The following is a 25,139-nucleotide window of genomic DNA, read 5'->3' on the forward strand; positions in this document are numbered from 1 at the left end:
CCGGCACCCCGGTTTTGGCCTCGCCTTTGCGCCCCGGGGGGCCCCGGCCGCCCCCGCGCGGGGCCGGCCAACGGCCGGGTTAAAAACCAGGCCCGGCCCCCCCCCGGGGGGGGGCGGGGGGGCCCGGCCGGCCGAAGGGAACAGCCGCTTCGTCAGTCGTTGACGCAGGTGTTGCCGAAGCCGGGGTTCAGCAGGCCGATCACGTCGATGGTGTCGCCGCAGACGTTGACCGGCACGTGGATCGGAACCTCGATCACGTTGCCCGACAGCACGCCCGGGGAGTGGGCGGCGGCGCTGTTCGCGCCGCTGTCGGCGGCAGCCGCGCCGGCACCGCCGGCGACGGCCGCGACGGCGGCGGTGGACAGGACCAGGCCCTTCGCGATACGCGACATGGAGAGGTCTCCTTGGGGTCGAAACAAACATACGGGCGGATGCCCAGCGCTGTGTCAACGCGTGGCGCCGCCCCGGGTTGTGCCGCCATAGGGGTGATCTCCGGGGAGCCGCCTTCACGACTCCGACACACTTGCCCGGTTTTGACGGATTAATACGGATAGCGACTAGAGTTGCGAACCTCCTGACTTACCCGTATTGGCATCCCATCGGACTCTCCCCGCCCCCCTCCCCGCACCTCCCCCTCCCCCTGAAAGAACGAAGCCGGTCATGCGCAATCTCCTGGGCCCGCTGCTGTGCCGTGCGTCGGCGAGCGCGCTCGTCCTCGCCTCGGTCTGGGCACCGGGCACCGCCCGTGCGACGGCTCCGCCCGCCCCCGAGGCTCCGCGCATCCCCTTCGCCGAGCGCTACCACGCGCTGCTGCGCGGCGGTTTCGCCCGCGCGGCCAACGCGTCCGTCACCTGCCGCACGACGCCCGACGAGCCGTCCGAGCCGTCCGAGCCGCCCTGCCAGGCCGCCCGGGAGGGCCAAGTCTTCGCGGTGAACGGGGACTTCGACATGTCCTACGTCGACGTGGACGGCGACCCGCTCACCTACGACTCCTCCCGTGCCGAGCTCCGGCTGCCGGCGGGCTCCCGGGTGACGTACGCGCGGCTGTACTGGGGCGGCAACCTGCTGGCCGGCGAGCAGAAGCCGGCCGCGGACGACGGCCGGGTGCTGATCGCCGAACCCGGCGGCGCCTACAAGGAGTTGCTCGCCGACACGGTCGTGGGCCACCGCACGGGCCGCGGCGCCGACGCCTTCCAGGCCTCGGCCGACGTGACCGGGCTGGTCCGCTCCGGCGGCTCCGGACTGTGGACGGTCGGCCAGGTGAACGCGGCCGCGGGACGGTCCGGGGCCGGTGCCTGGGGCGGCTGGACGCTGGTCGTGGCGTACGAGGACCCGGCGCAGCCGCTGCGCACGCTCTCCCTCTGGGACGGCTTCGACTCCCTCGACACACCGGCCGAGGTACGGCTGAACGGGCTACACGCCCCGCGTGGCGCCGACGGCCGGGTGGGTCTGGTGGCCTACAACGGCGACCGGGGCAGCGCCGGCGACTCGCTCACCTACACCACCGCCGGCCACGCACCCGTCCCGCTCCAGGACTCCGCCGACCCGGCCGACGACGTACTCAACTCCACGATCAACGAACCCGGCCCGGTACGCGCCCGGCGTGAGCCCGCGTACGCCAACACGCTCGGCTACGACTCGGATGTGTTCGATCTGGGCACCGGTCTCGCCCACGGCGGTGACCAGCTGACCTTCCGGCTCGTTTCCCAGCGCGACGCGGCGTGGGCGGGCGCGCTCTTCGCCGCCGTGGACGCGCGGTAGTACGCCGCGTCCCCGCCCGCAGTCCCGAGCGCGCCCCCCGTGAGCGAGGAATCCGCGTATGCACCGATCAGCCACCGACCCTCGGCCACGGGTCCTCCACCTGGCGCAGCCCGTCGAGGGCGGAGTGGCCCGGGTCGTCCTGGATCTGACGAAGGCCCAGCTCACGGCCGGTCTGCGGGTCACGGTGGCCTGCCCCGGTGGTGAACTGGCCGAGCGCGCGCGGGACCTGGGCGCCGAGGTGCGCGGCTGGCACGCCGACCGCTCCCCGGGCAGAGGCCTCCCGGACGAGGTACGACGCCTCGGCCGGCTGCTCGACGAGGCAGGGCCCGCGCTGGTGCACGCGCACAGCGCGAAGGCGGGCCTCGCCGGACGGCTCGCCGTGCGCGGGCGTGTCCCGACCCTGTTCCAGCCGCACGCCTGGTCCTTCGAGGCGGTCGGCGGCGCCACCGCCGCGCTGGCGCTGCGGTGGGAGCGGTGGGGCGCGCGCTGGGCGCACCGGGTGGTGTGTGTCAGTGAGGCCGAGCGCACGACCGGCATGCGCGCCGGGATCCGCGCCCGGTACACGGTCGTCCCGAACGGCATCGACACCGAGCACTTCACCCCTGAGGGCCCCGTCGGCTCCGTCAGCCCCGTCGGCCCCGTCGGCCCGGCCGCCCCGGGCGAGCGGCCCGCGAGGTCTCCCCTGGTCGTCTGTGTCGGGCGGCTGTGCCGGCAGAAGGGCCAGGACGTGCTGCTGCGGGCCTGGCCCGAGGTGCTGCGCCGGGTGCCGGACGCGCGGCTGGCCCTGGTCGGCGACGGACCCGACCTGGACGCGCTGCGCCGGCTCGCGCCGGACTCGGTCGAGTTCGTGGGCCCCGTCGCGGACGTCCGCCCCTGGTACCGGGCCGCCGACCTGGTGGTGCTGCCCTCTCGCTGGGAGGGCATGGCGCTCGCCCCGCTGGAGGCGCTGGCCTGCGGGCGTCCGGTGCTGGTGACCGACGTCGACGGCGCCCGCGAGAGCCTGCCGCCCGGCCACGCGGCGCACTGCCTGGTCCCGCCGGGCCGGCCCGGCGCGCTGGCCGGAGCCGTCGCCGCGCTGCTCCTCGACCCGGAGCTGCGCGCCTCGCTGGGCGGCCGGGGGCGCCGGCACGTCCTGTCCACGCACGATGTGCGGCGCACGGCGGAGGCGGTCGCGGAGCTGTACCGCGAACTCCTCGGCGGGCAGCCGCTGGTGTCCTTCGAGCGCAGGGAGTCCATCCACTCGTGACCGCGGAAAGCACCGTCCCCTCCCCCGGCGCAAAGCCCCGGGACCACGGACTCTCGCCCGTCTCCGTGCTGCCGCCGCGCGCCGCCGGCGGCTTCCGGTTCCCGCTGCGGCGGCCGCCCGTGCGGCCCGCCTCCCCGGTGCCGCTGCTCGCCGCCGACCTGGGTGCCGCGCTGCTCGGCGCGGCCGCGCTCGACGAGGCCGTCCGCCGGCCCGCCCTGGTCGCTCTGCTGCTGGCCGGGGCGATACTGCTGCGCCCGCAGACCGTCCGGCGGATGACCGGGATCCTCGACGAACTCCCGGCCGTCTGCGGCCGGATCGCCGTCGTCTGGCTGGGCCTGGCCGCGGCCGTCGCCGCCTGGGACCCGGATCACGCGCTGTCCGTCCGCGTCCTGCTGCTCGGCTTCGCCCTGCACGCGGCGGCGGCCGGCGCGGGCCGTGGTCTGGTGCACTGGCGGCGGCGCCTCGCCCTGCTGCGCCGGCCGCGCGCCGCCCTGGTCGTCGGCCCGGCCGCCACCGCCCAGCGGGTCGCCGCCGCCGTGCTGCGCCACCCGGCCTGCGGAGTGCGCCCGGTGGGCGTCGTCGCCGAACATCCCGAGGGCGCCGAGGGCCTGCCCGTGCTGACCACCGGCGAGGAGGTGGAACGGGCCCTCATCCAGAACGGGGTCCGGGCCGTCCTCACCGTCCACCCCGCCGTCCGCACCGAACAGGGCCCGCTGCTGCGGGCGCTGGCCGAGTCGGGCTGCGTGGTGTGGGAGGTCGACGCGGACTCGCCCGCGTACGAGATGCGCGACCAGCTCGCCGGGTTCTCCTGCCGCCGCCTGGAGATGGGCTCGCGGCGGCGCGGCAGCGTCGGCAAGCGGCTCCTGGACATCGTCGTCTCCGGGGCGGCGCTGGTACTGGCCGGACCGCTGCTGCTGGTCTGCGCGACGGTGCTGCGGCTCACCGACGGGCCGGGGGTCGTCTTCCGGCAGGAGCGGATCGGCAGGAACGGCCGCCCCTTCACCCTGCTGAAGCTGCGCACCCACCGCCCGGTCGACGCGCACGAGGCCGCCACCCGCTGGAGCGTGGCCGGCGAGATCAAGATGAGCCGCTTCTGCCGCTTCCTGCGCCAGACGTCCCTGGACGAGCTGCTGCAGCTGTGGAACGTGCTCTGGGGCGACATGAGCCTGGTCGGCCCGCGCCCCGAACGGCCTTACTTCGTGGGCCAGTTCAGCCAGACCTACCCGGGCTACGCGGCCCGCCACCGGATGCAGACCGGGATCACCGGACTCGCCCAGATCAACGGGCTGCGCGGCGACACCTCCATCGAGGACCGGGCCCGCTTCGACAACGCCTACATCGACAACTGGTCGCTGTGGCAGGACGTCTGCATCCTGCTGCGCACCGCGGCCGCGCTCGTGCGCTCGACGGGGAGCTGAGAATGAGCTTCGCACTGTCGCCGGCCAGGCCGCTGCGGCTGCCGCCGGTGCTGGCCGCGGTCGCCGTGCTCGCGGTCCTCGCGCTGCCGCTCGCCCCGGGCGGCGAGGAGGGCGGTGCGGGGCCCGCCGACGCGGTGTCCGCCCTCGTGGTGCTGTACGCCGCGCTGCGCACCCTGCGGGAGCGTCGGCGCTCGCTGTCCGTCACGGCCGTGGCGGTGCTCGGCATGCCGGTCGTGGGGCTGGCCGTCGCGGCGATGGGTGCGGCCTCGCCGGGCGCCGGGCTGACCGGCCTCGGCCGCTACCTCCAGGTGTTCGTCCTGGTCCCCGCCGCCGTCGTGCTGCTGGTCCGGGACCGGGCCGACTTCCGGCTCCTCGCCTGGTCGTTCGTGGGGCTCGCGCTCTGGCAGGGCGCGGTCGGCGTGCACCAGTACGTCACCGGCACCGGGGCGTCGTACCAGGGCGAGGAGATCCGCGCGGTCGGCACCTTCGGGCCGCAGGACGTGATGGGCATGGCCACCGTCGTGTCGTTCGGTCTCGTCTGCGCGCTCGGGCTGGCGCTCGGGCGTTCCCCGGTACGGCAGCGGGTGGCGGCGGGGGCGTGCACGCTCGCGCTGCTGCTGCCGCTGGCCGTCTCCTTCAGCCGGGGCGCCTGGATCGCCACGGTCCTGACCTGCGGTGTGCAGCTCGCCCTGGCCGGGCTGCGGCGGGCGCTGCAGGTGGCGGCGGTCGCGGTCGCGGCCGGCGTGGTGCTGGTGGGCGGCTTCGGGGTCGGTACGGCCATGCTCCAGGAGCGGCTCAGCAGCATCGGGCAGGTCACGGACGCACCGGACCAGTCGGTGGTCGACCGGTACACGCTGTGGGCGGCGGCGACGGGGATGTGGCGGGAGCACCCGGTCACCGGGGTCGGCCTGAAGAACTTCCCCGCGTACCGGGACGCGCACGCCTCGCTGGCGCTGTCGTCCGGGAGCGACACGGAGGGGGCGGGAGCGGCGTACCGGAAGCAGCCGCTGCTGTCGCCGCACAACATGTACCTGCTCGTCCTCAGCGAGCAGGGGCTGCTCGGGCTGCTGGCCCTGGCGGGCAGCTGGCTGGCGCTGCTGGCGTGCGGGCTGCGCGGGCTGTGGCGGGTGCGCACGGGTGACGGTCTCGACTGTGCGCTGGTGGGGTGCGGGCTGCTGATCTGGCAGCTCGTGGACTTCGCGTACGCCGACATCGGGGGGCCGTCGACGGTTCTCACGGCCGTGGTGTTCGGGGCGGTGGCGTGGTGGGCGTTGATGGGGGCGGAGCGTGCGGGATGACTGTGACGCCGGGGGTGCCGGATGTGGAAGGGCCGGAGGCCGACTGCGGGCCGGTGGGGGTTGAGCGCGCCCACGCGGCGGAGCCGCAGATGTCACAGCCCCGCGCCCCTGACGGGGCGCCTCCCTCACGGAGTTTCCTGGCCAAGGCCGCTCTCGGTACCGCCGTCTTCTCCGTGCTCGGGTCGCTGCTCGGGCTGATCCGGGACCAGTCGCTCGCGCGGCTCTTCGGGGCCGGGCGCGACACCGACGCGTTTCTCGTGGCGTGGACCGTGCCCGAGTTCGCGGCGACGCTGCTCATCGAGGACGGGCTGGCGTTCGCCCTCGTGCCCGCGTTCAGCGTGGCCCTGGCCCGGCGGACGCAGGGGGCGCCCGGCGATCCCGTGCGGGCCCTGGTCGCCGGGACGCTGCCCAAGCTGGCCCTGGCCTTCGCCGGCGTCGGCGCCCTGCTGATCGGCGGGGCCCCGCAGCTCGTCGAGGTGCTCGCGCCGGGACTGCGGGACCCCGGCCTTGCCGTCGGCTGCACCCGGCTCACCGCCACCTGTGTGCTGACCTTCGGGCTGGCCGGGTACTGCAGCGCCGCCCTGCGCGCGCACCGGCGCTTCCTCGCCCCGGCCGCGATCTACGTCGCCTACAACGCCGGGATCATCGCGGCGATGTTCGCGCTCGGCGGCCACTGGGGGGTGCGGTCGGCGGCGTTCGGGGTGGCGGCCGGGGGCGCCCTGATGGTCGTCGTACAGGTGCCGTCGCTGCTGCGGCAGTTGCGGCACCGGCCCAGGGCGCGGGAGGAGGGACCGGCCGGCACCGAGGAGCGGCCGCTGAACGTGGCGCTGATGGCCACCGTGCTGCTGTTCGCGCTGTGCCGGCAGGCGCAGGTGCTGATCGAGCGGTTCCTCGCCTCGCACCTGCACTCCGGGGCCATCTCGCACCTCAACTACGCGCAGAAGGTCGCGCAGATCCCGATGACGATGTCGATGATGCTGTGCACGGTCACCTTCCCGGTGGTGGCCAGGGCGCTGGCCGAGGGCGACACCGAGCGGGCCCGGAGCCGCGTCGAGCGGGACCTGTCGGTGGCCGCGGGCGTGGTGCTGCTCGGCACCGCCGTGGTCGTGGCCTGTGCGCCGCAGCTCATCCAGCTGCTGTTCCAGCGCGGGGCGTTCACCGTCGCGGACACCGCCGCCACGGCCGGGGTGATGCGCGTGTACGCGCTCGGGCTGCTCGGGCAGACCCTGGTCGGGGTGCTGGTCCGCTCCTACTTCTCGGCGGGCCGCGCCACCTGGTACCCGGTGGGCGCGATGGCCGCCGGGATCGTGGTGACCGCCTGGATCGGCGCCCTGACGGTCGGCCCGTACGGCGTCACCGGCATCGCCGCCGCCAACGCCGCCGGCATCACCGCCACCGCCGTGCTCCTGCTGGCCGGGACGGGCCCGCGCAGCGTCCCGATCCGTACCCGGCGGGTGCTCGTCGAGCTGAGCCGGCCGGTGCGGGCGGCGGTCGCCGCGACCGCCGCCGGGCTCTTCGCCGCCGCACAGCCGGCGGACCCGCTCACCGGTCTGGCCGCCGGCGTCACGGCCGTCACCGTCGTCTTCGTCCTGCTCGGCTGGGCCCTGGGCGCCCAGGGCTTCGCACCCGCACTCCGTTCCGTAGCCACCGTCACCCGAAGGCTCGCGCATGCCGTCTTCCATTGAGTCCGCCACGAGGGCCGGACGTCTCACCGGCCCCGTCCCCTGGGTCGCCATGTACCACTCCGTGGGCGACTGTTCCGACGACCCGTACCGCGTCACCGTCTCCCCCGGGCGGCTCGAGAAGCAGCTGGGCTGGCTGCGCCGGAGGGGGCTGCGCGGGGTGTCGGTGGCCGGGCTGCTCGCCGCGCGGGCCCGCGGCGAGGGCCGCCGGCTGGTGGCGCTGACCTTCGACGACGGGTACGCCGACTTCCTCGACCACGCCCTGCCCCTGCTGGACCGCTGGGGCTGCGGTGCCACCCTCTTCGTGCTGCCCGGACGGCTCGGCGGCGACAACGCCTGGGACCCGCTGGGCCCGCGCAAGCCGCTGCTGACCGCCGACGGCGTCCGGCGGGCGGCCGGCAGCGGGGTGGAGATCGGGTCCCACGGGCTCACCCACGCCGACCTGACGAAGGCCGACGCACAGACCCTGCGGGCCGAGACCGCCGACAGCCGGGCGCAGCTGGAGGAGCTGGTCCAGTCCCCCGTCGAGGGGTTCTGCTATCCCTACGGCAGCGTCGACCAGCGGGCCGTCGACGCCGTGCGGGACGCCGGATACGGCTACGGCTGTGCCATCGACCCGGGCCCGCTGGGCGGCCCGCACGCCCTGCCCCGCGTGCACATCGGGCAGAACGACAACGCCGGGCGCCTCTTCCTGAAGTACCGGCTGCACCGGCTGCGCCGCCGTCCCGTCCAGGGGCTGTGAATGAAGGCCCTCCACGTCATCACGGGCCTCGGGACCGGCGGCGCGGAGCAGCAGCTGCGGCTGCTGCTGCGGCACCTGCCGGTCGCCTGCGACGTCGTCACGCTCACCAACCCGGGGCCGGTCGCGGACGGGCTGGCCGCGGACGGGGTGCGGGTGGTCCACCTGGGGATGGCCGGGAACCGGGACCTGGCCGCGCTGCCCCGCCTGGTGCGGCTGATCCGGCGGGGCCGCTACGACCTCGTGCACACCCACCTCTACCGGGCCTGCCTGTACGGCCGGATCGCCGCGCGCCTCGCGGGGGTGCGGGCCGTGGTCGCCACCGAGCACTCGCTCGGCGACTCGCAGCTGGAGGGGCGCGAACTGACCCCGGGTGTGCGGGCGTTGTACCTGGCGGGCGAGCGGCTCGGGCGGTCCACGGTGGCCGTCTCGCCGACCGTCGCCGAGCGGCTGCGCCGGTGGGGGGTGCCGGGGCCGCGGATCGAGGTCGTCCCGAACGGCATCGACCTGGACCGGTTCCGCTTCGACCCGGTCCGGCGCCGGTGCGTCCGCGACCGCCTGGGCATCCCGCAGGACGCCTGGGTCGTCGGCGCCGTCGGGCGGCTCGCGCCCGGCAAGCGGTTCGGCGTCCTGGTCGAGGCCCTCGCCGGCCTCCCCGCCGACTGCAGGCTGCTGCTGGTGGGCGGCGGCCCGGAGGAGGACGCCCTGCGCCGTACCGCGCGGGCGGCCGGGGTCGCCGGCCGGGTGCTGTTCGCCGGCGAGCGGCCCTACGCCTCCGCCGACGTCCGGGACCCCGACCTGCCCGCCCTCACCGCCGCCATGGACGTGCTCGCCTCGCCCTCCGCCGAGGAGGCCTTCGGGCTCGCGGTCGTCGAGGCGCTGGCCGCGGGGCTGCCCGTGCTCTACAGCTCCTGCCCGGCCGTCGAGGACCTGCCGCCCGCCGCCGCCCCGGGTGCCCGCCGCGTCACGGGCGGCGCCGCCGCCTACGCCGGGGCGCTGGCCGCCGTCCGCGCCGCCGGACCCGTCCCGCGCGGCGCGCCGGACGCCGCCCGTCACTACAGCATCACCCGCAGCGCCGCCCAGCTCATGGACGTCTACGCGGCCGCACTCGCCACCACACCTCAGGGAGCCAGTACGCCATGACCGAGAACACCGTCCGAGCGCCCCGCCCGTTCCCGCGCGCCATCCCGCCCTGGTCGCTGCTGGCGGCCGGCGTCCTCGCCGGCGGGCTGCTGGGCGGCGCCTACGGCGTGCTGACGCCGCCCAGCTACACGGCGACCGCCTACGTCATCGCCGTCACCGCCGACAAGTCCGACACCGCGTCCGCGCAGGGCTTCGCACAGGCCTACGGCCGGGTCGCCACCCAGCTCGCGGTGCTCGGGGACGCGCAGATGTGGGCCGGGGTGCCGCTGAAGACGCTGCAGAACAGCGTGCAGACGGAGACCTCGCCGGACGCGCCGATGGTCGCCGTCTCGGCCAGCTCGCCGCACGCCCTGCAGGCCACCGACATGGCGAACGCGGTGGCCCGCTCGCTCATCCAGCACGCCAACGACACCAAGGCCGACACGAACGTCGAACTCCTGCAGTTCTCCCGGGCGCCGAAGCCGACCGCGCCGACCTCCACGTCCTCGAAGGTGACCGCTCTGGTGGGCGCGAGCGCGGGCGGGCTGCTGGGCGGTCTCGCGCTCCTGGTACGGCCCCGGCGCCGGCCTGCGGAGTCCGCGCTGCAGGCCTCGGTGCCCGGTCCTGCCGTCGCCGCCGACGTACACGGACAGCTGTGACCACGACGGCCCCCCCGACGCTCGCCGCGTACACCACCGAACTCGTCACCGACGAGGGCGCCTTCGCCGAGCTGGCCCCGGCCTGGGGCCGCCTCTACCGGCGGTGCGGCACGGCCACCCCGTTCCAGAGCCACGCCTGGCTGCACTCCTGGTGGCGCTCCTACGGAACCCCCGGCCGGCTCCGCCTCGTCCTGGTCCGGTACGGCGGTGAGCTGGTCGGCGCGGCCCCGCTGACGCTGGTGCACCGGCCGCTGCCCACGCTGGTGCCGCTCGGCGGGGCGATCTCGGACTACGCGGACGTGCTGCTCGCCGACGCCGACGACGGCCGGGTGGCGGGCGCCCTCACCCGGGAGCTGGCCGAGGCGGCCCGGACGGCGCTGATCGACTTCCGCGAGGTGCGGCCGGGCGGCGCGGCGGAGCGGGTCTACGACCGCTGGCGCGGCCCGTGCCGGAAGGTGCCGGACTCGGTCTGCCTGGAGCTGCCGGCCGTGTCGATGGACGAGCTGGTGGGCCGGCTGCCCTCGAACAAGGCCCAGCGGGTCCGCGCGAAACTGCGCAAACTGGGCTCGCTCGGGGTGCGCCGGGACGTCGTGCCGCCCGACGGGGTGGACGCGGCGCTGCGCCGCCTCCTCGACCTGCACCGGCTCCAGTGGCAGGGGCGGAAGGTGACCACCGAGCACCTCCAGTCCCGGTTCCAGGAGCATCTGGTGCGCTCGGTGGGGCCGATGGTGCGGTCCGGGGACGCGGTGGTCACCGAGTTCCGGCTCGACGGCGAGGTGGTCGCCGTCGACCTGACCCTGCTGGCGCCGAGTCTCGCCGGCGGTTACCTGTACGGGGCGCATCCCCGGCTGCGGGAGCGCAAGGCGGACGTGGCGGTGATGCTGCTCGACGCCTGCGCCCAGCACACCGGCAGCGGTGAGCGGGGCGCGCTGAGCCTGCTGCGCGGCGACGAGCCGTACAAGCACCACTGGCGGCCCGAGCCTGTCGTCAACCAGCGGCTGCTGCTGGCCCGGCGGCGCACCGCCCCGCTGCTGACGGCGGCGCTGTGCGACGCCGCCGCCCGGCAGCGGATCAGGGAGGTGCGGCAGCGGTGGAAGGAGCGCCGGCAGGAGTAGGGGGCGCCGGCCGTACCCGTCCGTCAGTCGAGGCTGAAGCAGAGCTGCCCGCCGAGCCAGTACTCGATCCAGGCGCCCAGCTCCATCGAGGTGCAGGAGGACGTGGGCGTGGCACTCGGCGTGGCGGTCGGGGTCGGGGACGGTGCCGGACTGGGTGTCGCCGGAGTCGGGGCCGGCGTCGGGGTCGTGCTGTCGGTGCGGCCGAAGAGTGCCTCGCGGTAGACGTGCGCGGAGCGCGGGTTGACCGAGCACTGCCAGACGCCGTGCGGGCAGTAGTCGGTCAGCGTGTTGTACAGCGGCTTGTGCTCGTCCATCCAGGCGAGCATCCGCCGCATGTACTCGGCGTTGTCACCGTTGCGGAAGAGGCCCCATTCCGGATAGGAGATGGGTTTCCCGTGCGCCTTCGCGAAATCGACGTGCTGCTGAAGTCCGTAGGGTTCCCGGACCTGTTGGTCGAAGGAAAGTCCGGACGGCTGGTCGTACGAGTCCATGCCGATGATGTCGACCGTGTCGTCCCCGGGATAGCACTGCGTCCACGGAACGGCGTCGCGGCCCCGGCTCGACGTGAAGTCGAAGCGGAATTTCTGGCCCGGCACCGCGCGCATGGTGGTGACGATCCGTTTCCAGTACGTCTTCCAGGCCTCCGGGTCGGGCCCGCAACGATGGGTGTAGGTAATGCCGTTCATCTCCCAGCCGAGCACGATGACCGTGTCCGGGACCCGCAGGTCCACCAGCCGCTCGGCCAGGGCCCGGAAGTGGTGGTCGAACGCCCCGGCCGCGCCCTGTTGCAGCAGCGAGCGGACCTCGTCGTCGCCGACGCCCTCCTCGTTGCGCTCCTGCATGGGCACGTTGAGGACGAGCGTCCGGTCGGCCTTCTCCCGTCGCCAGTGCGCCCAGACGTCCAGGAAGCCGGGGGCGCCCTCGATGTCGGCCCAGCGGTTGCCGGGCAGATACGTGTGCGCGACCTTCAGTTCGGTGCCGCCGAGCCAGCTGCTCAGCTGGGCCATGCGGGCGACGCCGAGCGGGCCGGAGTCGAGGAACGCCCCGAAGGCGGGGGGCGTCGCCCTGGCCGGTGCGCCGACCGCCGGTGCGTCGGCGGCCGGGGTCGGGGTCGGCAGGGGTGCCGCCGATGCCGGGACGGACGTCGTGGGCGTCGGGACGGCTGTCGCGGGTGCCGGAGCCGGTGGGCCGGTGACCCGCGCCGCCCCCGCACCCGCGGCGAATCCCGGACCGGTCGCCAGGGTCGCCGAGGCGACGGCGACGGCCGCCGCGGCCACGGCCGGCCGATACCACCGGAACCGCGTTCGCTCTCGCCGCTGTGGGGTCATGCTGCTCCTTTCTCCACCGGTACTCGTCCGTTCGCAGCACTCCTGAGGAAGTGCCAATTACTGACACTCAGTCATATCAATATGAATTCCGCCAGTGCGGCTGCGGCTTTCGGGTGCCCCGGACGACCGCACGGGTGAACCGACGCAAAGGAAATGGTCCGTGTCGCTGCTAGACATCCGGGTTCCCGCAGTTCTGTTGCGGATCGACCGGAATCCCTTTCACCACGGCACCCTGGGGGCCGTGCGCTCGCTCGGCAGAGCCGGGGTGGAGGTCCACGTGGTCGCGGACTGCGCGGGCAGCCCGGTCCGCAGGTCCCGCTTCGTGAGGCGGCTGCACCCGCCGCCGGCGCCGGGTGCGTCGCCCGCCGAGATCGTCGCCGTGCTGCGCCGGGTGGCGGCGCGGATCGGCCGCCCGGCGGTGCTGATCCCGATGGACGACGCGAGTGCCATCACGGCGGGCCGGTTCCGCGCGGACCTCGCACCCGCCTACCTGCTCCCGCAGCAGTCCGGCACCCTGCCCGAGCGCGTCGCCGACAAGGCCGAGCTGGCCGGGGTCTGCGCGGCGGCCGGGATCCCGCACCCGACGACGCTGGTCCCGGACAGCACCGAGGAGACCGCCGCCGCGGTCCGGCGGCTCGGGCTGCCGGTGATCGCCAAGTGGAGCCGGCCCTGGCTGCTGCCGGCCGGGTCCGGGCTGCGCAGCACGGCCGTGGTGCGCTCGGCGCGGGAGGCGGTGGAGCTGTACCTGCGCAGCGAGGAGGCGGGCAGCAGGCTGCTGCTCCAGGAGTTCCTGCCGCCGGGCCCGGACCGCGACTGGTTCTTCCACGGGTACGCCGACCGCACCGGGCAGGTGCGCGCGGGCGGCCCCGGCCGCAAGCAGCAGGCCTGGCCGCGCGGCGCCGGACTGACCGCGGTCGGCCTGTGGACGCCCAACCCGCAGGTGCGGGCGCTGGCCGAGCGGCTCACCGGCGAGCTGGGCTTCCGGGGCATCTTCGACCTGGACTTCCGGCGCTGCGGCAGCACCGGCCGCTACCACCTCCTCGACTTCAACCCCCGTCCGGGCGCCCAGTTCCGGCTCTTCGCCGACAGCGCCGGCCTGGACGTCGTACGCGCCCTGCACCTGGACCTGACCCACCGTCCGCTGCCGGACGGGGTGCCGCTGGCCGGGCGGGCGTTCGTGGTGGAGAACTACGCGCCGCTGAGCGCGCTGCGTCCGGCGCCGCGCGGACGGGAGCTGGCCTGGTCCGCGCCGGACGACCGGGGGCCGGGCCTCGCGATGTGGGCGCTGTGGGGCCGGCACGTGGCGGGCCGGATCCTGGACCGGCTGCGCGCCGGGACCGCCGACCGGACGCCGCACCCGTACGCGCCCGTCGTCCGCCAGGCCGGGGAGCCCCTCGTGCCCGCCGCCCAGGCCGCGGAACCCCTCGTGCCGGCCGCCCGGGACGAGGAACCCACCGGTGTGGCCGGTGTGCCCGCCGCGCCCGGCGTCTCCAGCCTCTCCGGTCAGCCCGACCGGTCCGACGACGAGAAAGCGAGCAGCTGCTGATGTACGACCTGCTGGTGGTGGGAGCGGGCCCGTACGGCCTGTCCATCGCATCCCACGCCGCCGCGGCGGGCCTGAACGTGCGGGTCTTCGGCCGCCCGATGGCGTCCTGGCGCGACCACATGCCGCGCGGGATGTTCCTCAAGTCCGAGCCCTGGGCCTCCAACCTGTCGGACCCCGAGGCGCGTTGGCGGCTGGACGTGTACTGCGCGGGCCGCGGGGTGACCGCCCGGCACGGGCAGCCGATCCCACTCGACATGTTCGCCGAGTACGGCCTGTGGTTCGCCCGCAACGCCGCGCCGCCCGTCGACGAACGGATGGTCACCCGGGTCGCGCCGCGCAGCGGTGGCTTCGAGGCGACGACGGCGGACGGCGAGGTGCTGCGCGGCCGTACGGTCGCCCTCGCCGTCGGCGTCCTGCCGTTCGTGGAGATCCCCGCGGCGCTGCGCGGCCTCTCCCCCGACCTGGTCACACACAGCAGCCACCACGCCGACCTGGGCCGCTTCCGGGGCCGGGACGTCACGGTGATCGGCGGCGGCCAGGCGGCCCTGGAGACGGCGGCGCTCCTCTCCGAACTGGGCAGCCGGGTACGGGTGCTGGTGCGCGCGGACGAGCTGTTCTGGAACGAGGTGCCGCCGCCCTGGCAGCGCCCCTGGTGGCAGTCGGTCCGCGCCCCGCACAGCGGGCTCGGCCCCGGCTGGCGGAACTGGTTCTACTCGGAGCGGCCCGGCCTGTACCGGCGGCTCGCGGAGCCCACCCGGACCCGGATCGCGGCGAGCGCCCTCGGCCCGGCCGGTGCCTGGTGGGTGCGGGAGCGGGTGGAGTCCGGGGTGGAGGTGCTGCCGGGCCGCGAGGTCACGGCGGCGCACGCGACGGCGGGCGGGGTGCGCCTGGAGACCGCGGTGCGCGGTGGCGGGTCGGCCACCCTGGAGACCGGACACGTCATCGCGGCGACGGGGTTCAGGGCGACCCGGGGGCGGCTCGCGCTGCTCGCCGACGACCTGCGGACGACCCTGGTGACCGGGGCCGACGGGGCGCCCGAGGTGGGCCGGGACTTCGAGTCGTCGTACCCCGGGCTGTTCCTGGCCGGTCTGGTCACGGCGGCGGGGTTCGGTCCGGCGATGCGCTTCGTGCACGGCGCCGGCTTCACCGCCGGGACGCTGGTGCGCGGGGTGCGGCGGCGGCTGCGCTCGGGGCCGGCCGGCTGGGGCGTCCCGGCCGGGCGGCGGGAGGCCGCTCCGGACACGGTGCGCGGCTGACGGGCGGGGGTGCCGGGCGGGTGCCGGGCCCTGCGGGTGTCCGGCACCGCCCTCCTGGCCGAAGAGCGCAAGAGCCGGCCCCGGAACGCGGATGCGAAGGATCGGCGTTCCGGGGCCGGCCGTGCCACAGCCGGGAGGGCTGGTGCGCCGTGCGACGTCGTCAGCTGTTGGCGCAGACGCCGGCGAACGCCGGGTTCAGCAGCGCGATGACGTCGACGGTGTCGCCGCAGGCGCTGACCGGGACGTGCACCGGGACCTCGATCACGTTGCCGGAGACGACGCCCGGGGAGTTGGCGGCAGCGCCCTCCGCACCGGCGGACGCGAAAGCGGGGACGGCACCGCCCAGCGCCAGGATTGCGCCGGCGACCACAGCAGCGGTCTTCTTCATGAACTTTCCCTTCTCTGCGGTCATGCCCGTATGTCGGCCGAAACCGAGCGAGCACAGCATGAACGGCTCGCACCATGACCGGCAGGTTGTAGAACGAGGAATAGACGGCCGAAGAAACTACGGAACGCGCCCCGTCGATCAATTCACTCGAACGCCCGCACAGAATTGACACGGAGAGCGGAAACGCTTCTCCTTTCGGCGGGAATTACCGGAGCACGACGAAAGCCCGCCCGGGCGGCGCAGACACGCGCACCGCTCGGGCGGGCTTCACAGGACCGGGGTCACTGGTTGGCGACGCCGTTGGCCGCGAGGACCGCGATGTCGTCCAGGACGTGCGACACCGGCTCGTCGCCCTTGGCCTGGGTGGAGTTCTCGGCACACTGCTGGTTCTGCGGCGCGGACAGGACCGGGATGTCCTGGGCCACCCCGACGGCGGCGATCAGACCGAGGATCCCCTGGGCGTTCGCCTTCGCGGGGAGGCCGACGCAGAGCTTGTTGAGCGAGCTCTGGACCAGGGTGGCCTGGGGGCTCAGGTTGCCCTTGGTCACCTGGTTGCCGAACGTCTCGCGGGCCCCGTTGCCACTGGCGGAGGTGGTGCCGTGGTCGTTCCCGGTGGCAAGCGCCTGGGGGGCTGCCGCCGCCGACACGCCTACGACGGACACGGCGACCGCCGCCGCGGCCATTGCCTTCTTCAGCATTTCGCTTTTCCTTTCCCGGCCCTCAGGCCAAGAGGACGTTCCTGCCCGGCATCAACCGCCCGCAACCGGAATGGTTGCGGCACCGTGCGCCACGTCACCCGTTCGGCCCGGCAGCCTCCCCGGATTCCCCGGAAAACCGGGCCTCCCCGCAAACGGGGATTTCTCGGCGTGGGCCGTTGGAGTGAAGCGGAGCAACCAACCGGAGCGCGCGCAGTTGACCAGTGCGCTCCGGTGGACGGGGTGTCCTCAGAAGGGAACTGACAAGTGATCAAGAAGGTTCTGGCCGCCGCCGCAGTCGCAGCCTCCGTCGTCGGCGCCTCCGCTGCCGCCGCCTCGCCGGCCCTGGCCACCGGCAACGACCACGGCACCACCTCCGCCAGCGGCAACGGCGCCCAGCAGGCGTTCGGCAACTCCGCCACGTACGGCAACATGAGCCCCCAGCTGGCGCTCATCCAGGGCTCCTTCAACAAGCCCTGCATCGGTCTCCCGGCGAAGCTGAACCTCCAGGGCCTGGCCGGCCTGGGTGCCGTCGGCGTCCTTCAGGACGTGCCGATCCTGTCCGCGCCGCAGAACCAGCAGTGCGTCGAGAACTCCACCCAGGCCAAGGGCGACGAGCCGCTGTCGCACATCCTGGACGACATCTCCGCGCTGTCCGCGAACGGCACCGGCAACAAGTAGTCCGGAAGTACTCCGGGCGCCGGTTCGAGGGGCGCCGGTCGGTTGATCGGACTGCGCTCCGCCAATCGGGGCATACCACGCAACCCAGGCGAATCCGGGTAAGTTGACGATCACGCAGCTCCTCCCCGGAGCCCGCCTTTCGAAAGGGAACAAACATGAAGAAGCTGTGGGCGACCGCGGCTGTCGCCGTCACCGTCGCCGGTTTCGCGGCCACGGCCGCTCCCCAGGCCCTGGCCACCGGCAACGACAACGGCACCACTTCGGCGAGCGGCAACGACGCCAAGTCGGAGTTCGGCAACTCGGCCACGTTCGGCGACCTGAGCCCGCAGCTCTCGCTGGTCCAGGGTTCGCTGAACAAACCGTGCGTCGGCCTCCCGCTCAAGGCGAACCTCCAGGGCCTCGTCGGTGCGGTCGCCGTCGGCGTCGCCCAGGACGTGCCGATCCTGTCCGCGCCGCAGAACCAGCAGTGCGTGGAGAACTCCACCCAGGCCAAGGGCGACGAGCCGCTGTCGCACATCCTGGACGACATCTCCGCCCTGTCGGCGAACGGCACCGCGAACAAGTAGTCCGCAGACGCCGCGGGCGGCGGGCCACCGGTTCCTCCGGTGGCCCGCCGCCTTTTGCTCACGTGCGGTACAGCGCCTCGATCTCGGCCGCGTACCGGGCCGTCACCGCCTGTCGCCTGACCTTCAGGGACGGCGTGAGCAGGCCGTTCTCCTCGGTGAACTCGCCCTCCACCAGGGTGAAGGCGCGGATCGACTCGGCGCGGGACACGGCCAGGTTGGCGTGGTCGACCGCCTGCTGCACCTCGGCCCGCATCCGGTCGTCGCGCACCAGCTCGGCGAGCGGGGTGCCCGGCGGCAGCTTCCGCACGGCCAGCCAGTGGGCGACCGCCTCGGGGTCCAGCGTGACCAGCGCGGCGACGAACGGCCGGTTGTCGCCGACCACCAGGCACTGCCCGACGGGCGACCGGCTGCGCAGCCGGTCCTCCAGGACGGCCGGGGAGACGTTCTTGCCGCCGGAGGTGACCAGGATGTCCTTCTTGCGGCCGGTGATGGTGAGGTAGCCGTCCGCGTCGAGCGCGCCGAGGTCACCGGTCCCGAACCAGCCGTCGTCCGGCAGCACTTCGGCGGTCGCGGCCGGGTTGTTCCAGTACGACCCGAACACCACCGCGCCCTTGACCAGCACCTCGCCGTCCTCGGCGATCCGCACCGCCGTCCCCGGGATCGGCTGCCCGACCGTGCCGGGGCGCGGGGCGAGCGGCGGCACGATCGTGGCGGCCGCGCTGGTCTCGGTCAGGCCGTAGCCCTCGTAGACGACGATGCCGGCCGCGTGGAAGAACAGGTTGAGGTCGCGGTCGAGGGGTGAGCCGCCGCTGATCGCGTACCGCATCCGGCCGCCGAGCTCCTTGCGGATACGGCGGTAGACCAGCAGGTCGTACAGCGCCCAGGCGGCGTACAGCCCCGGGCCGGGGCCCTTCCCCCTGCCGAGGAACTTCTCCAGGTGGGCCGCGGCGAACCGCACCCCGATCCGCTCGGCGCGGTCGAAGGACGCGGCGCGCCCGATCCGCTCCGCCGTCGCCCGCCCGGTGTCGCGGATCCTCTCGAAGAGGTACGGCACCCCGACCAGGAACGTCGGCCGGAACTCCCGCAGCGCGGGCCGGAGTTCGTCGGGCCGCACGCTCGGGAAGTGGCCCATCTCGATCCGGCCCAGCAGGCAGGCGATCTGGAGCGTACGGCCCAGGATGTGGGCGAGCGGCAGGAACAGCAGGGTGGACGCGGCCTGGCCGGTGACCGCCCGGAAGACGGGGTGCAGCAGCTCGACCGTGTTGGCGGCCTCGGCGTGCAGGTTGGCGTGGGTGAGGACGCAGCCCTTGGGGCGGCCGGTGGTGCCGGAGGTGTAGCAGACCGTGGCCGTGGTGCCGGGGGTGAGGCCGCCGCGGCGCTCGGCCACCTCCTCGTCCGGGACGTTCTGCCCGAGGACGGTCAGGTCGGTGAGTGCGCCGGCGTCCAGTTCCCAGACGCGCGGCAGGCGTGCGTGGGAGGCGGTACCGGTGGTGACGGTGGCGGTGTGCTGCGCGGTCTCGGTGACGACGTGGCGGGCGCCGGAGTCCCGGACGATCCACTCCACCTGCTCCGCGGAGGAGGTGGGGTAGACCGGGACGGTCACACCGCCGGCCGCCCAGACGGCGAAGTCGAGGACCGTCCACTCGTAGCGGGTGCGGGACATGAGCGCGACGCGGTCGCCTGCGGCGAGGCCGGCGGCGATCAGGCCCTTTGCCACGGACGTCACCTGGGCGGCGAAGGCTTCTGCGGTGACCGGGCCGTCACTGCGGCGGATCGCGGTGGCGTGCGGGTCCGCTGCCGCGTTGGCGTAGGGGAGGTCCGCGAGGGAGCCGGTGGTGAGCGGGGCGGCGAGCGGCGGACGGCACGCCTCCCGCACGACCCCGGCCTCGTCCTTGATGACTTCGACCTTGCCCCGGTCGGCCAAGTCACTGCGTTGACGCGCTCGTTTGAGGTCGCTGCGTACGCTCATGGGGCGTCAACCTACTCCCCCGGCCTTCGGCCGGGGGTACCCCCAGCGTCCCTAAAGAGACGCTGCCTCACTGATCGCCGTTGAGAGTTCGGCGACGTCCTTGTCCTCAGTCACCTCTGCCAGAGCGGCTGCCCGGGACTGGAGCTTCGAGAGGCTCGGTGCTCCCGGCATGCCGTACTCCCCGTCCGCCAGCGCGTCCGCGAAGTACGCGGCCACTGCCGTTACCTGGAAGCGTGGGGAGGCCGACCAGACGTCGTCGTGCAGGGCGCCCGTCTCCATCGAGCCCGTGTTCTCGTGCGGGGAACGGGTGTTGGGGTCGAGCCAGCGGACCGTGGCGGTGGCGAGGTGGCCGGTGGTGCCGGGGACGGTACGGACGGCGTAGAGGGCGGTGACCGTGTGGCCGGGGCCGATCTCGCCGCCGTCGACCTGGTCGTTGCGGAAGTCCCGGTCGGCGACCTTGCGGTCCTGGTAGCCGATCAGGCGGAAGTCGGCGACCGTGTGCGGGTCGAAGGCCACCTGGGCCTTGGCGTCGCGGGCCACCAGGTCGATGTTCTGCGGGAGTTGCCGGCAGAAGACGTCGGCGGCGGTCGCGGTGTCCGAGACGTACACGGTGTGGCCGTCGCCCTTGTCGGCCAGGCGTTCCATGAGCGCGTCGCCGTAGTCGCTGCCCACGCCGACGCCGAACAGGGTGATGCCGTACTCGCGGCGGTCGCCGTCGATGCGCCTGAGGATGGCGTTCGGGTCGGTCTCGCCGTCGTTGGCGAGGGCGTCGGAGATGAGGACGACGCGGTTGGTGGCGTTCTTGCGCAGGCCCTCGACGGCGGTGGCGTAGCCGGTCTCGACGCCCTCGCCGAGGTTGGTGGAGGAGAGCGGGGCGAGGCCGTCGACGGCCTCGCGGATCTCGGCGCGGTGGCCGCCGAGGCGGGTCATCGGCAGGACCGTCTGGGCGTGCTCGCTGAAGGTGACGAGCGCGACCGAGTCGTCGTCGCGCAGCCGGCCGGTCATCGTGTCCAGGGACTTCCTGGCGAGGTCGAGGCGGCCCGGTTCGCCCATCGAGCCGGAGACGTCGATGACGAAGGTGAGGGCGGCCGGGGGGCGTTCGTCGGAGTCGCCGGAGGCGGGGAGGGTGGCTAGGCCGACGCGGACCAGGGACCAGTTCGGCTCGCTGGTGCGGGCGCCGTCGACGGTGACCGTGAAGCCGTTGTGCTCGGGGGTGCGGTAGTCCTGGCGGAAGCTGTTGACGAATTCCTCGGGCCGGATGGTCGAAGGCTCGGGGCGGCCGCCGCCGGCGAGGGTGCGGCGGGCGTAGCCGTAGGAGGCGGTGTCGACGTCGAGGGCGAAGGTGGAGAGGTGGTCGGAGGGTGCGGCCGTCTCGTCGCCCGTGGCCCGGGAGGGGTCCGGGGCGTCGGTGGCGATCGTGTGACTCGGGCCGTTCGCGTGGTTCTCGGCCGCGCTGCAGGCGGTCAGCAGCAGGGCGCTCGCGGCGGTGACGGCGAGGAGTGCTGCGCCTGTCCGTCGTCGGGTCCGGTATCGGTTCATCGCTGTGCCCCCTGTGCCGGTCGGAGTCGGCTTCCTGACTCGTCTTCCTGACTTGTCGTCGACTGTGACGGCGCGGGGGGCCGGAACGTGCGTCCCGTTGCGTTGCGGATGGATCTCGAAGCGGCCACGGACCAGGGGTTTCGAGGCCGGAGGGAGATCGTCCGGTGATCTAGGAGACGATGTCCTTGCGGGCGAAACCCCGGAAGGCCAGGGCGAACAGCACCATGGCGTACGTTATCGAGACCGCCGTGCCCTGGATCATGCCGGACCACTCCAGGTGGGGTTGTACGGCGTCCGCCCAGGCGTACTGCCAGTGGGCGGGCAGGAAGTCGCGCCAGTCGCCGAGGGCCGTCACCTGGTCGAGGACGTTGCCGACGATGGTCAGGCCGACCGCGCCGCCGACCGCGCCGAGGGGGGCGTCGGTCTTCGTGGAGAGCCAGAACGCGAGGCCCGCGGTGACCAGTTGGGACAGGAAGATGTACATGATCACGACCGCGAGGCGCTGGGTGGCGGTGGTGGTGTCGAGGGCGCCGCCGGTGGGGATCTGGAGCGGCCCCCAGCCGTAGGCGACCGTGCCGACGGCCAGCGCGACCAGCGGCAGCAGGATCATCGCGGCCAGGCTGAGGCCGAGCGCCACGACCAGCTTGGACCAGAGCAGCCGGGCCCTTGGCACGGGTGCGGCGAGCAGGTAGCGCAGGGAGGACCAGCCGGCCTCCGAGGCGACCGTGTCCCCGCAGAACAGGGCGACCGGGATGACCAGCAGGAAGCCCGCCGACACGAACAGGTTGACCGCGGCGAAGTTGGCGCCGGACGCGGTGGCCGTGTCCAGGAGGGTGACCTGGCCGTTCTGGGCGCCCGGCCGGCCGCCGATCGCGAACGCGATCAGCAGCACGACGGGCAGTGCGGCGAGGATGCCGCCCATCACCAGGGTGCGGCGCCGCTTGAACTGGCGGGCCAGTTCGACGCGGAGCGGCAGGGTGCGGCCCGCCCGGTAGCCGGAGGCGACTGCGGCCTTCTCGGTGAGCGTGCTCACGCGGAACCTCCGATCAGGGTCAGGAAGGCGTCTTCCAGACGGCGGTGCGGACCGACCGACGCCACCGCGACGTCGAGCCGGACGAGTTCGGCGACCAGGCGCGGGGCGCTGCCGCCGGGCTCCATGCGGACGAGCAGGCCGTCGGCCGTGCCGGTCACGGAGGCCACGCCGGGCAGCGCGGCCACCTTCTCCACGACCGGCTCCTCCACGGGGGTGCCGGTGCCGACGAGGATGGTGTCGCCGGTGCCGACGATGTCGGCGACCGGTCCGGCCTGGACGAGCCGGCCGCGGTCCATCACCACGAGGTGGGTGCAGGACTGCTCGACCTCGGCGAGGAGATGGCTGGAGACGATCACCGTGCGGCCGGCGGCCGCGTAGCGGATCATCACCTCGCGCATCTCGCGGATCTGCGGCGGGTCGAGGCCGTTGGTGGGTTCGTCGAGGATAAGCAGGTCGGGCAGGCCGAGCATGGCCTGGGCGATGGCGAGGCGCTGGCGCATGCCCTGCGAGTACGTGCGGACCGCGCGGGCCAGCGCGTCGCCGAGGCCGGCGATCTCCAGGGCCTCGTCGATGTGGGAGTCCTCCGGCGGACGTCCGGTGGCCTGCCAGTACAGCTCCAGGTTCTCCCGGCCGGACAGGTGCGGCAGGAAGCCGGCGCCCTCCACGAAGGCGCCGACCCGGGAGAGGACGGGGGCGCCGGGGCGGATCGCGTGGCCGAAGACCCGGACCTCGCCGCCGTCCGGCTTGATCAGCCCCATCAGCATGCGCAGGGTGGTGGTCTTGCCCGCGCCGTTGGGACCGAGGAGGCCCAGCACCTGGCCCTTCTCGACCCGGAAGGACAGCTCCTTGACCGCGTACCGTTCGGCCGAACCCGCGTAGCGCTTGCTCAGGTCCGTTATCTGGAGCGGGACTTCGGCGAGCGCCGGGTCGGGGGCCGGGCCCGCGGTGCGGCGGCGGCCGGTGAGCAGCAGGGCCAGGGCGGCCAGCGCGCCGGCCGGCGGCAGCCACCACACCCAGGCGGGCAGCGGTGCGGCGGCCGTGTCGACCTGGGGTGCCGTCGGCACGCTCAGGGGGCTCTTGAGGGAGACGGTGTAGGTGGCCGGGGCGGTCGGGGAGGCGTAGCCGAGGTCGGTGGAGGCGAGGACCAGGCGCAGCCGGTGGCCCTTCTGCACCTCGTGGTCGATGGCGGGCAGGGTGATGGTGACGTCCTTGCCGGCCCTGGCGCCCTCGACGCGGACCGGGGCGACCAGCTGGGAGGGCAGCACCTGCTGGGTGCCGTCGGGGCCGACGTCGTACACCTTGCCGAAGAGCACGGCGTCGTCGCTGGTTGAGGTGAGGTGGACGGTGGCCGTGGGGGTGCCGGTGATCTGCACGTTGTCGGCCGTCGGTGCCGAGTCGAAGCGGGCGTACTGGCCGGGGAAGTCGAGGGAGACGCCGACGCCGAGGGAGGAGAGCTGGGCGAGGCCGCCACCGCCGAGGCCGGGCAGCGCGGAGACGCCGGGCGGGCTGGCGCCGGCCGGGTTGGCGATGCGCTGGACGCCGCCCTTCAGGGCGATGTCCTTGCGGTCGTTCTCCAGGCCGGGGTAGCTGTCGGCGGTCGCGCCGCGCAGCAGGGCGGCGCCGTCGGTGGAGTCGACGCCGCCGGTGCGGGTGATCCGGAAGGCGGGTCCGGTGCCGGTGGCCTTGTCGCCCTTCAGGTACCGGTCGAACCACGACGTCACCCGGCCTTCGACCCGGCTGGTCTCCAGGTCGCCGCCGTCGTGGCCGCCGGCGATCCAGTCGACGTCGACGGGGGCGCCGTTTGCCTTGATGGCCTTCGCCGCGGCGTCGGACTGGGAGAGCGTGAAGAGGGAGTCGGTCTGCCCCTGGAAGAGGAGCGTCGGCACCTTGATGCGGCTGCCGACCGCCGAAGGCGACCGTTCTTCGAGCAGCTTCACGGCCGCGGCGTCCGGCTTGCCGGACTCGGCGACCCGGTTGTACATCGCACACAGGTCGGGCTGGAAGTTGGCGCAGCCGCCGCCGCTGTTGAAGAAGATCCCGGCCCAGAGCTTCTTGAAGACCCCGTTCGGGAACAGGGCGTCCGCGAGGTTCCAGTACGTGATGGACGGGGCGATCGCGTCCACGCGGTCGTCGTATCCGGCGGCGAGGAGGGAGATCGCGCCGCCGTAGGACCCGCCCGCCATCCCGACGCGCGGGTCACCGGCCTTGTCGAGCTGGACCTGGGGCTGCCCGGCCAGCCAGTCGATGAGCCTGGAGACGTCTGCGACCTCGCCCTTCGGGTCGTTGAGGCCGATCTTCCCGGTGGACCTGCCGAAGCCGCGGGCGGACCAGGTGAGGACCGCGTAGCCGTCGCGGGCGAGGTCCTCGGCCTCGGTGCGCATGTCGTCCTTGCTGCCGCCGAAGCCGTGGGCGAGGAGGACCGCGGGGCGCCGGCCGGTGCCGGACGTGGTGAAGAACGAGGTGTCCAGACGCACCCCGTCCACGGCCATGACCTGGTCGGTCCGGTGTACCGGGGGCGGGTCGTCGGAGGCGACGGCCGTCCACGTACCGGCGCCGGCCAGCACGACGACGACGGCCGCGGCGGCCAGCAGCCGTCGCGGCCGCCCGAGCAGCGCTCGTAGGCCGGGGGGTCGAAGATCCATGCTTCAACGGTACGGGCCCGCACCGACATCCGATGCCGACGGTGGGCTGAACAGCGGGCCATCCCCGAGGAGTAGGGGCACGTTGCCACGTACTTCGAGCGCGGTACACCGGGACGCTTCCGACAGTCCCGAACCGGCGCCGATTGTCCCCCGCGGGCCGGTGGGGGCCGGTCGCGCAGTTCCCCGCGCCCCCTAGGTCGGGCATCCGCCCCGGCGCTCACAACACACCACCGCTCCACCGAACACCGCCACGCCATCCGGTCCACCGCCCCGCCCGGTCCCCGGCACCCCACCCGATCCCGCCGCAACGGCGATCAGCCACAGCCGCGGAAATCGGCGGTGCCCAACCGGCCGGTGGGTCCCCGCGGGCCGGTGGGGGCCGGTCGCGCAGTTCCCCGCGCCCCCTAGGTCGGGCATCCGCCCCGGCGCTCACAACACACCACTGCTCCACCGAAC

21 protein-coding genes are annotated in these 25,139 nt (G+C 74.1%); 13 read left to right on the forward strand and 8 right to left on the reverse strand.

What is annotated here, in order from left to right:
- Positions 1-152 precede the first annotated feature (152 nt).
- Positions 153-392 (reverse strand): chaplin, encoded by a 240-nt coding sequence (locus ACIQVL_RS07175; RefSeq protein ID WP_403427427.1) that lies wholly within the window; start codon positions 390-392, stop codon positions 153-155.
- Positions 393-660: 268 nt separating this feature from the next.
- Between ACIQVL_RS07175 and ACIQVL_RS07180 the strand changes: the two genes are divergently transcribed.
- From ACIQVL_RS07180 to ACIQVL_RS07220, 9 genes are read left to right on the forward strand one after another with little or no spacing between them, the layout of a single operon-like run.
- The gene (locus tag ACIQVL_RS07180) at positions 661-1,761 is read left to right on the forward strand and encodes a DUF3344 domain-containing protein (RefSeq protein ID WP_403474661.1); all 1,101 of its coding nucleotides are present in this window, start codon (positions 661-663) and stop codon (positions 1,759-1,761) included.
- 58 nt (positions 1,762-1,819) lie between these two features.
- The gene (locus ACIQVL_RS07185) at positions 1,820-3,007 is read left to right on the forward strand and encodes a glycosyltransferase family 4 protein (protein WP_403427423.1); all 1,188 of its coding nucleotides are present in this window, start codon (positions 1,820-1,822) and stop codon (positions 3,005-3,007) included.
- A complete protein-coding gene (locus tag ACIQVL_RS07190; protein WP_403427421.1) occupies positions 3,004-4,425 on the forward strand; it encodes an exopolysaccharide biosynthesis polyprenyl glycosylphosphotransferase in 1,422 nt (473 codons plus the stop codon). The genes ACIQVL_RS07185 and ACIQVL_RS07190 overlap by 4 nt, the downstream gene beginning before the upstream one ends.
- 2 nt (positions 4,426-4,427) lie before the next feature.
- A complete protein-coding gene (locus tag ACIQVL_RS07195) occupies positions 4,428-5,723 on the forward strand; it encodes an O-antigen ligase family protein (RefSeq protein ID WP_403474662.1) in 1,296 nt (431 codons plus the stop codon).
- Positions 5,720-7,408, forward strand: coding sequence for a lipid II flippase MurJ (locus ACIQVL_RS07200; RefSeq protein ID WP_403427417.1), 1,689 nt, complete (start codon positions 5,720-5,722; stop codon positions 7,406-7,408). The genes ACIQVL_RS07195 and ACIQVL_RS07200 overlap by 4 nt, the downstream gene beginning before the upstream one ends.
- Positions 7,392-8,147: a polysaccharide deacetylase family protein gene (locus ACIQVL_RS07205; RefSeq protein WP_403427416.1), complete on the forward strand. Its 756-nt coding sequence runs from the start codon at positions 7,392-7,394 to the stop codon at positions 8,145-8,147. The genes ACIQVL_RS07200 and ACIQVL_RS07205 overlap by 17 nt, the downstream gene beginning before the upstream one ends.
- A complete protein-coding gene (locus ACIQVL_RS07210) occupies positions 8,148-9,287 on the forward strand; it encodes a glycosyltransferase (RefSeq protein ID WP_403474663.1) in 1,140 nt (379 codons plus the stop codon).
- The gene (locus tag ACIQVL_RS07215) at positions 9,284-9,925 is read left to right on the forward strand and encodes a lipopolysaccharide biosynthesis protein (RefSeq protein WP_403427413.1); all 642 of its coding nucleotides are present in this window, start codon (positions 9,284-9,286) and stop codon (positions 9,923-9,925) included. The genes ACIQVL_RS07210 and ACIQVL_RS07215 overlap by 4 nt, the downstream gene beginning before the upstream one ends.
- Complete coding sequence (locus tag ACIQVL_RS07220; RefSeq protein WP_403427411.1) at positions 9,922-11,040, forward strand: GNAT family N-acetyltransferase; 1,119 nt, start codon at positions 9,922-9,924, stop codon at positions 11,038-11,040. The genes ACIQVL_RS07215 and ACIQVL_RS07220 overlap by 4 nt, the downstream gene beginning before the upstream one ends.
- A 23-nt stretch (positions 11,041-11,063) precedes the next feature.
- Here ACIQVL_RS07220 and ACIQVL_RS07225 read toward each other — a convergent pair whose 3' ends face one another.
- Positions 11,064-12,368: a glycoside hydrolase family 26 protein gene (locus tag ACIQVL_RS07225; RefSeq protein ID WP_403427409.1), complete on the reverse strand. Its 1,305-nt coding sequence runs from the start codon at positions 12,366-12,368 to the stop codon at positions 11,064-11,066.
- A gap of 160 nt (positions 12,369-12,528) precedes the next feature.
- On the opposite strand from ACIQVL_RS07225, the gene ACIQVL_RS07230 reads away from it, so the two are divergent.
- Complete coding sequence (locus tag ACIQVL_RS07230; RefSeq protein WP_403474664.1) at positions 12,529-13,914, forward strand: ATP-grasp domain-containing protein; 1,386 nt, start codon at positions 12,529-12,531, stop codon at positions 13,912-13,914.
- Positions 13,914-15,170, forward strand: a complete 1,257-nt coding sequence (locus ACIQVL_RS07235) for an NAD(P)/FAD-dependent oxidoreductase (protein ID WP_403474665.1) — start codon at positions 13,914-13,916, stop codon at positions 15,168-15,170. Before ACIQVL_RS07230 ends, ACIQVL_RS07235 begins: the two co-directional genes overlap by 1 nt.
- A gap of 160 nt (positions 15,171-15,330) precedes the next feature.
- On the opposite strand, the gene ACIQVL_RS07240 is transcribed toward ACIQVL_RS07235, so the two are convergent.
- Both ACIQVL_RS07240 and ACIQVL_RS07245 read right to left on the reverse strand, forming a co-directional pair.
- Complete coding sequence (locus ACIQVL_RS07240) at positions 15,331-15,558, reverse strand: chaplin (RefSeq protein ID WP_403428151.1); 228 nt, start codon at positions 15,556-15,558, stop codon at positions 15,331-15,333.
- A 281-nt stretch (positions 15,559-15,839) separates the two neighbouring features.
- Positions 15,840-16,256, reverse strand: a complete 417-nt coding sequence (locus ACIQVL_RS07245) for a rodlin (protein WP_403427405.1) — start codon at positions 16,254-16,256, stop codon at positions 15,840-15,842.
- A gap of 264 nt (positions 16,257-16,520) precedes the next feature.
- On the opposite strand from ACIQVL_RS07245, the gene ACIQVL_RS07250 reads away from it, so the two are divergent.
- Entirely contained in the window at positions 16,521-16,934 is a 414-nt protein-coding gene (locus tag ACIQVL_RS07250) for a rodlin (protein ID WP_294002033.1), read from the forward strand.
- Positions 16,935-17,089: 155 nt separating this feature from the next.
- Positions 17,090-17,500, forward strand: coding sequence for a rodlin (locus tag ACIQVL_RS07255; RefSeq protein ID WP_403427403.1), 411 nt, complete (start codon positions 17,090-17,092; stop codon positions 17,498-17,500).
- Positions 17,501-17,558: 58 nt separating this feature from the next.
- On the opposite strand, the gene ACIQVL_RS07260 is transcribed toward ACIQVL_RS07255, so the two are convergent.
- The 4 genes from ACIQVL_RS07260 to ACIQVL_RS07275 form a co-directional block, all read right to left on the reverse strand.
- Positions 17,559-19,469, reverse strand: a complete 1,911-nt coding sequence (locus ACIQVL_RS07260; protein ID WP_403474666.1) for an AMP-dependent synthetase/ligase — start codon at positions 19,467-19,469, stop codon at positions 17,559-17,561.
- A 51-nt stretch (positions 19,470-19,520) separates the two neighbouring features.
- Positions 19,521-21,008 (reverse strand): von Willebrand factor type A domain-containing protein, encoded by a 1,488-nt coding sequence (locus ACIQVL_RS07265; protein ID WP_403474667.1) that lies wholly within the window; start codon positions 21,006-21,008, stop codon positions 19,521-19,523.
- Between the two features lie 169 nt (positions 21,009-21,177).
- Positions 21,178-22,041 carry an ABC transporter permease gene (locus tag ACIQVL_RS07270; RefSeq protein WP_403474668.1) on the reverse strand — a complete coding sequence of 288 codons (864 nt, stop codon included), beginning with the start codon at positions 22,039-22,041 and terminating at the stop codon, positions 21,178-21,180.
- Complete coding sequence (locus ACIQVL_RS07275; protein WP_403427394.1) at positions 22,038-24,683, reverse strand: CocE/NonD family hydrolase; 2,646 nt, start codon at positions 24,681-24,683, stop codon at positions 22,038-22,040. Before ACIQVL_RS07275 ends, ACIQVL_RS07270 begins: the two co-directional genes overlap by 4 nt.
- Between the last annotated feature and the right edge of the window lie 456 nt (positions 24,684-25,139).

It is taken from the genome of Streptomyces sp. NPDC090499, assembly GCF_044769305.1.
Lineage (GTDB): Bacteria > Actinomycetota > Actinomycetes > Streptomycetales > Streptomycetaceae > Streptomyces.

Coding starts and splice junctions, on each gene's coding strand:
- ACIQVL_RS07205 (WP_403427416.1), top strand. CDS start 7,392: ATGCCGTCTTCCATTGAGTCCGCCACGAGGGCCGGACGTCTCACCGGC.
- ACIQVL_RS07265 (WP_403474667.1), bottom strand. CDS start 21,008: ATGAACCGATACCGGACCCGACGACGGACAGGCGCAGCACTCCTCGCC.
- ACIQVL_RS07215 (WP_403427413.1), top strand. CDS start 9,284: ATGACCGAGAACACCGTCCGAGCGCCCCGCCCGTTCCCGCGCGCCATC.
- ACIQVL_RS07240 (WP_403428151.1), bottom strand. CDS start 15,558: ATGAAGAAGACCGCTGCTGTGGTCGCCGGCGCAATCCTGGCGCTGGGC.
- ACIQVL_RS07275 (WP_403427394.1), bottom strand. CDS start 24,683: ATGGATCTTCGACCCCCCGGCCTACGAGCGCTGCTCGGGCGGCCGCGA.
- ACIQVL_RS07245 (WP_403427405.1), bottom strand. CDS start 16,256: ATGCTGAAGAAGGCAATGGCCGCGGCGGCGGTCGCCGTGTCCGTCGTA.
- ACIQVL_RS07185 (WP_403427423.1), top strand. CDS start 1,820: ATGCACCGATCAGCCACCGACCCTCGGCCACGGGTCCTCCACCTGGCG.
- ACIQVL_RS07175 (WP_403427427.1), bottom strand. CDS start 392: ATGTCGCGTATCGCGAAGGGCCTGGTCCTGTCCACCGCCGCCGTCGCG.
- ACIQVL_RS07260 (WP_403474666.1), bottom strand. CDS start 19,469: ATGAGCGTACGCAGCGACCTCAAACGAGCGCGTCAACGCAGTGACTTG.
- ACIQVL_RS07225 (WP_403427409.1), bottom strand. CDS start 12,368: ATGACCCCACAGCGGCGAGAGCGAACGCGGTTCCGGTGGTATCGGCCG.
- ACIQVL_RS07210 (WP_403474663.1), top strand. CDS start 8,148: ATGAAGGCCCTCCACGTCATCACGGGCCTCGGGACCGGCGGCGCGGAG.
- ACIQVL_RS07180 (WP_403474661.1), top strand. CDS start 661: ATGCGCAATCTCCTGGGCCCGCTGCTGTGCCGTGCGTCGGCGAGCGCG.
- ACIQVL_RS07195 (WP_403474662.1), top strand. CDS start 4,428: ATGAGCTTCGCACTGTCGCCGGCCAGGCCGCTGCGGCTGCCGCCGGTG.
- ACIQVL_RS07255 (WP_403427403.1), top strand. CDS start 17,090: ATGAAGAAGCTGTGGGCGACCGCGGCTGTCGCCGTCACCGTCGCCGGT.
- ACIQVL_RS07200 (WP_403427417.1), top strand. CDS start 5,720: ATGACTGTGACGCCGGGGGTGCCGGATGTGGAAGGGCCGGAGGCCGAC.
- ACIQVL_RS07235 (WP_403474665.1), top strand. CDS start 13,914: ATGTACGACCTGCTGGTGGTGGGAGCGGGCCCGTACGGCCTGTCCATC.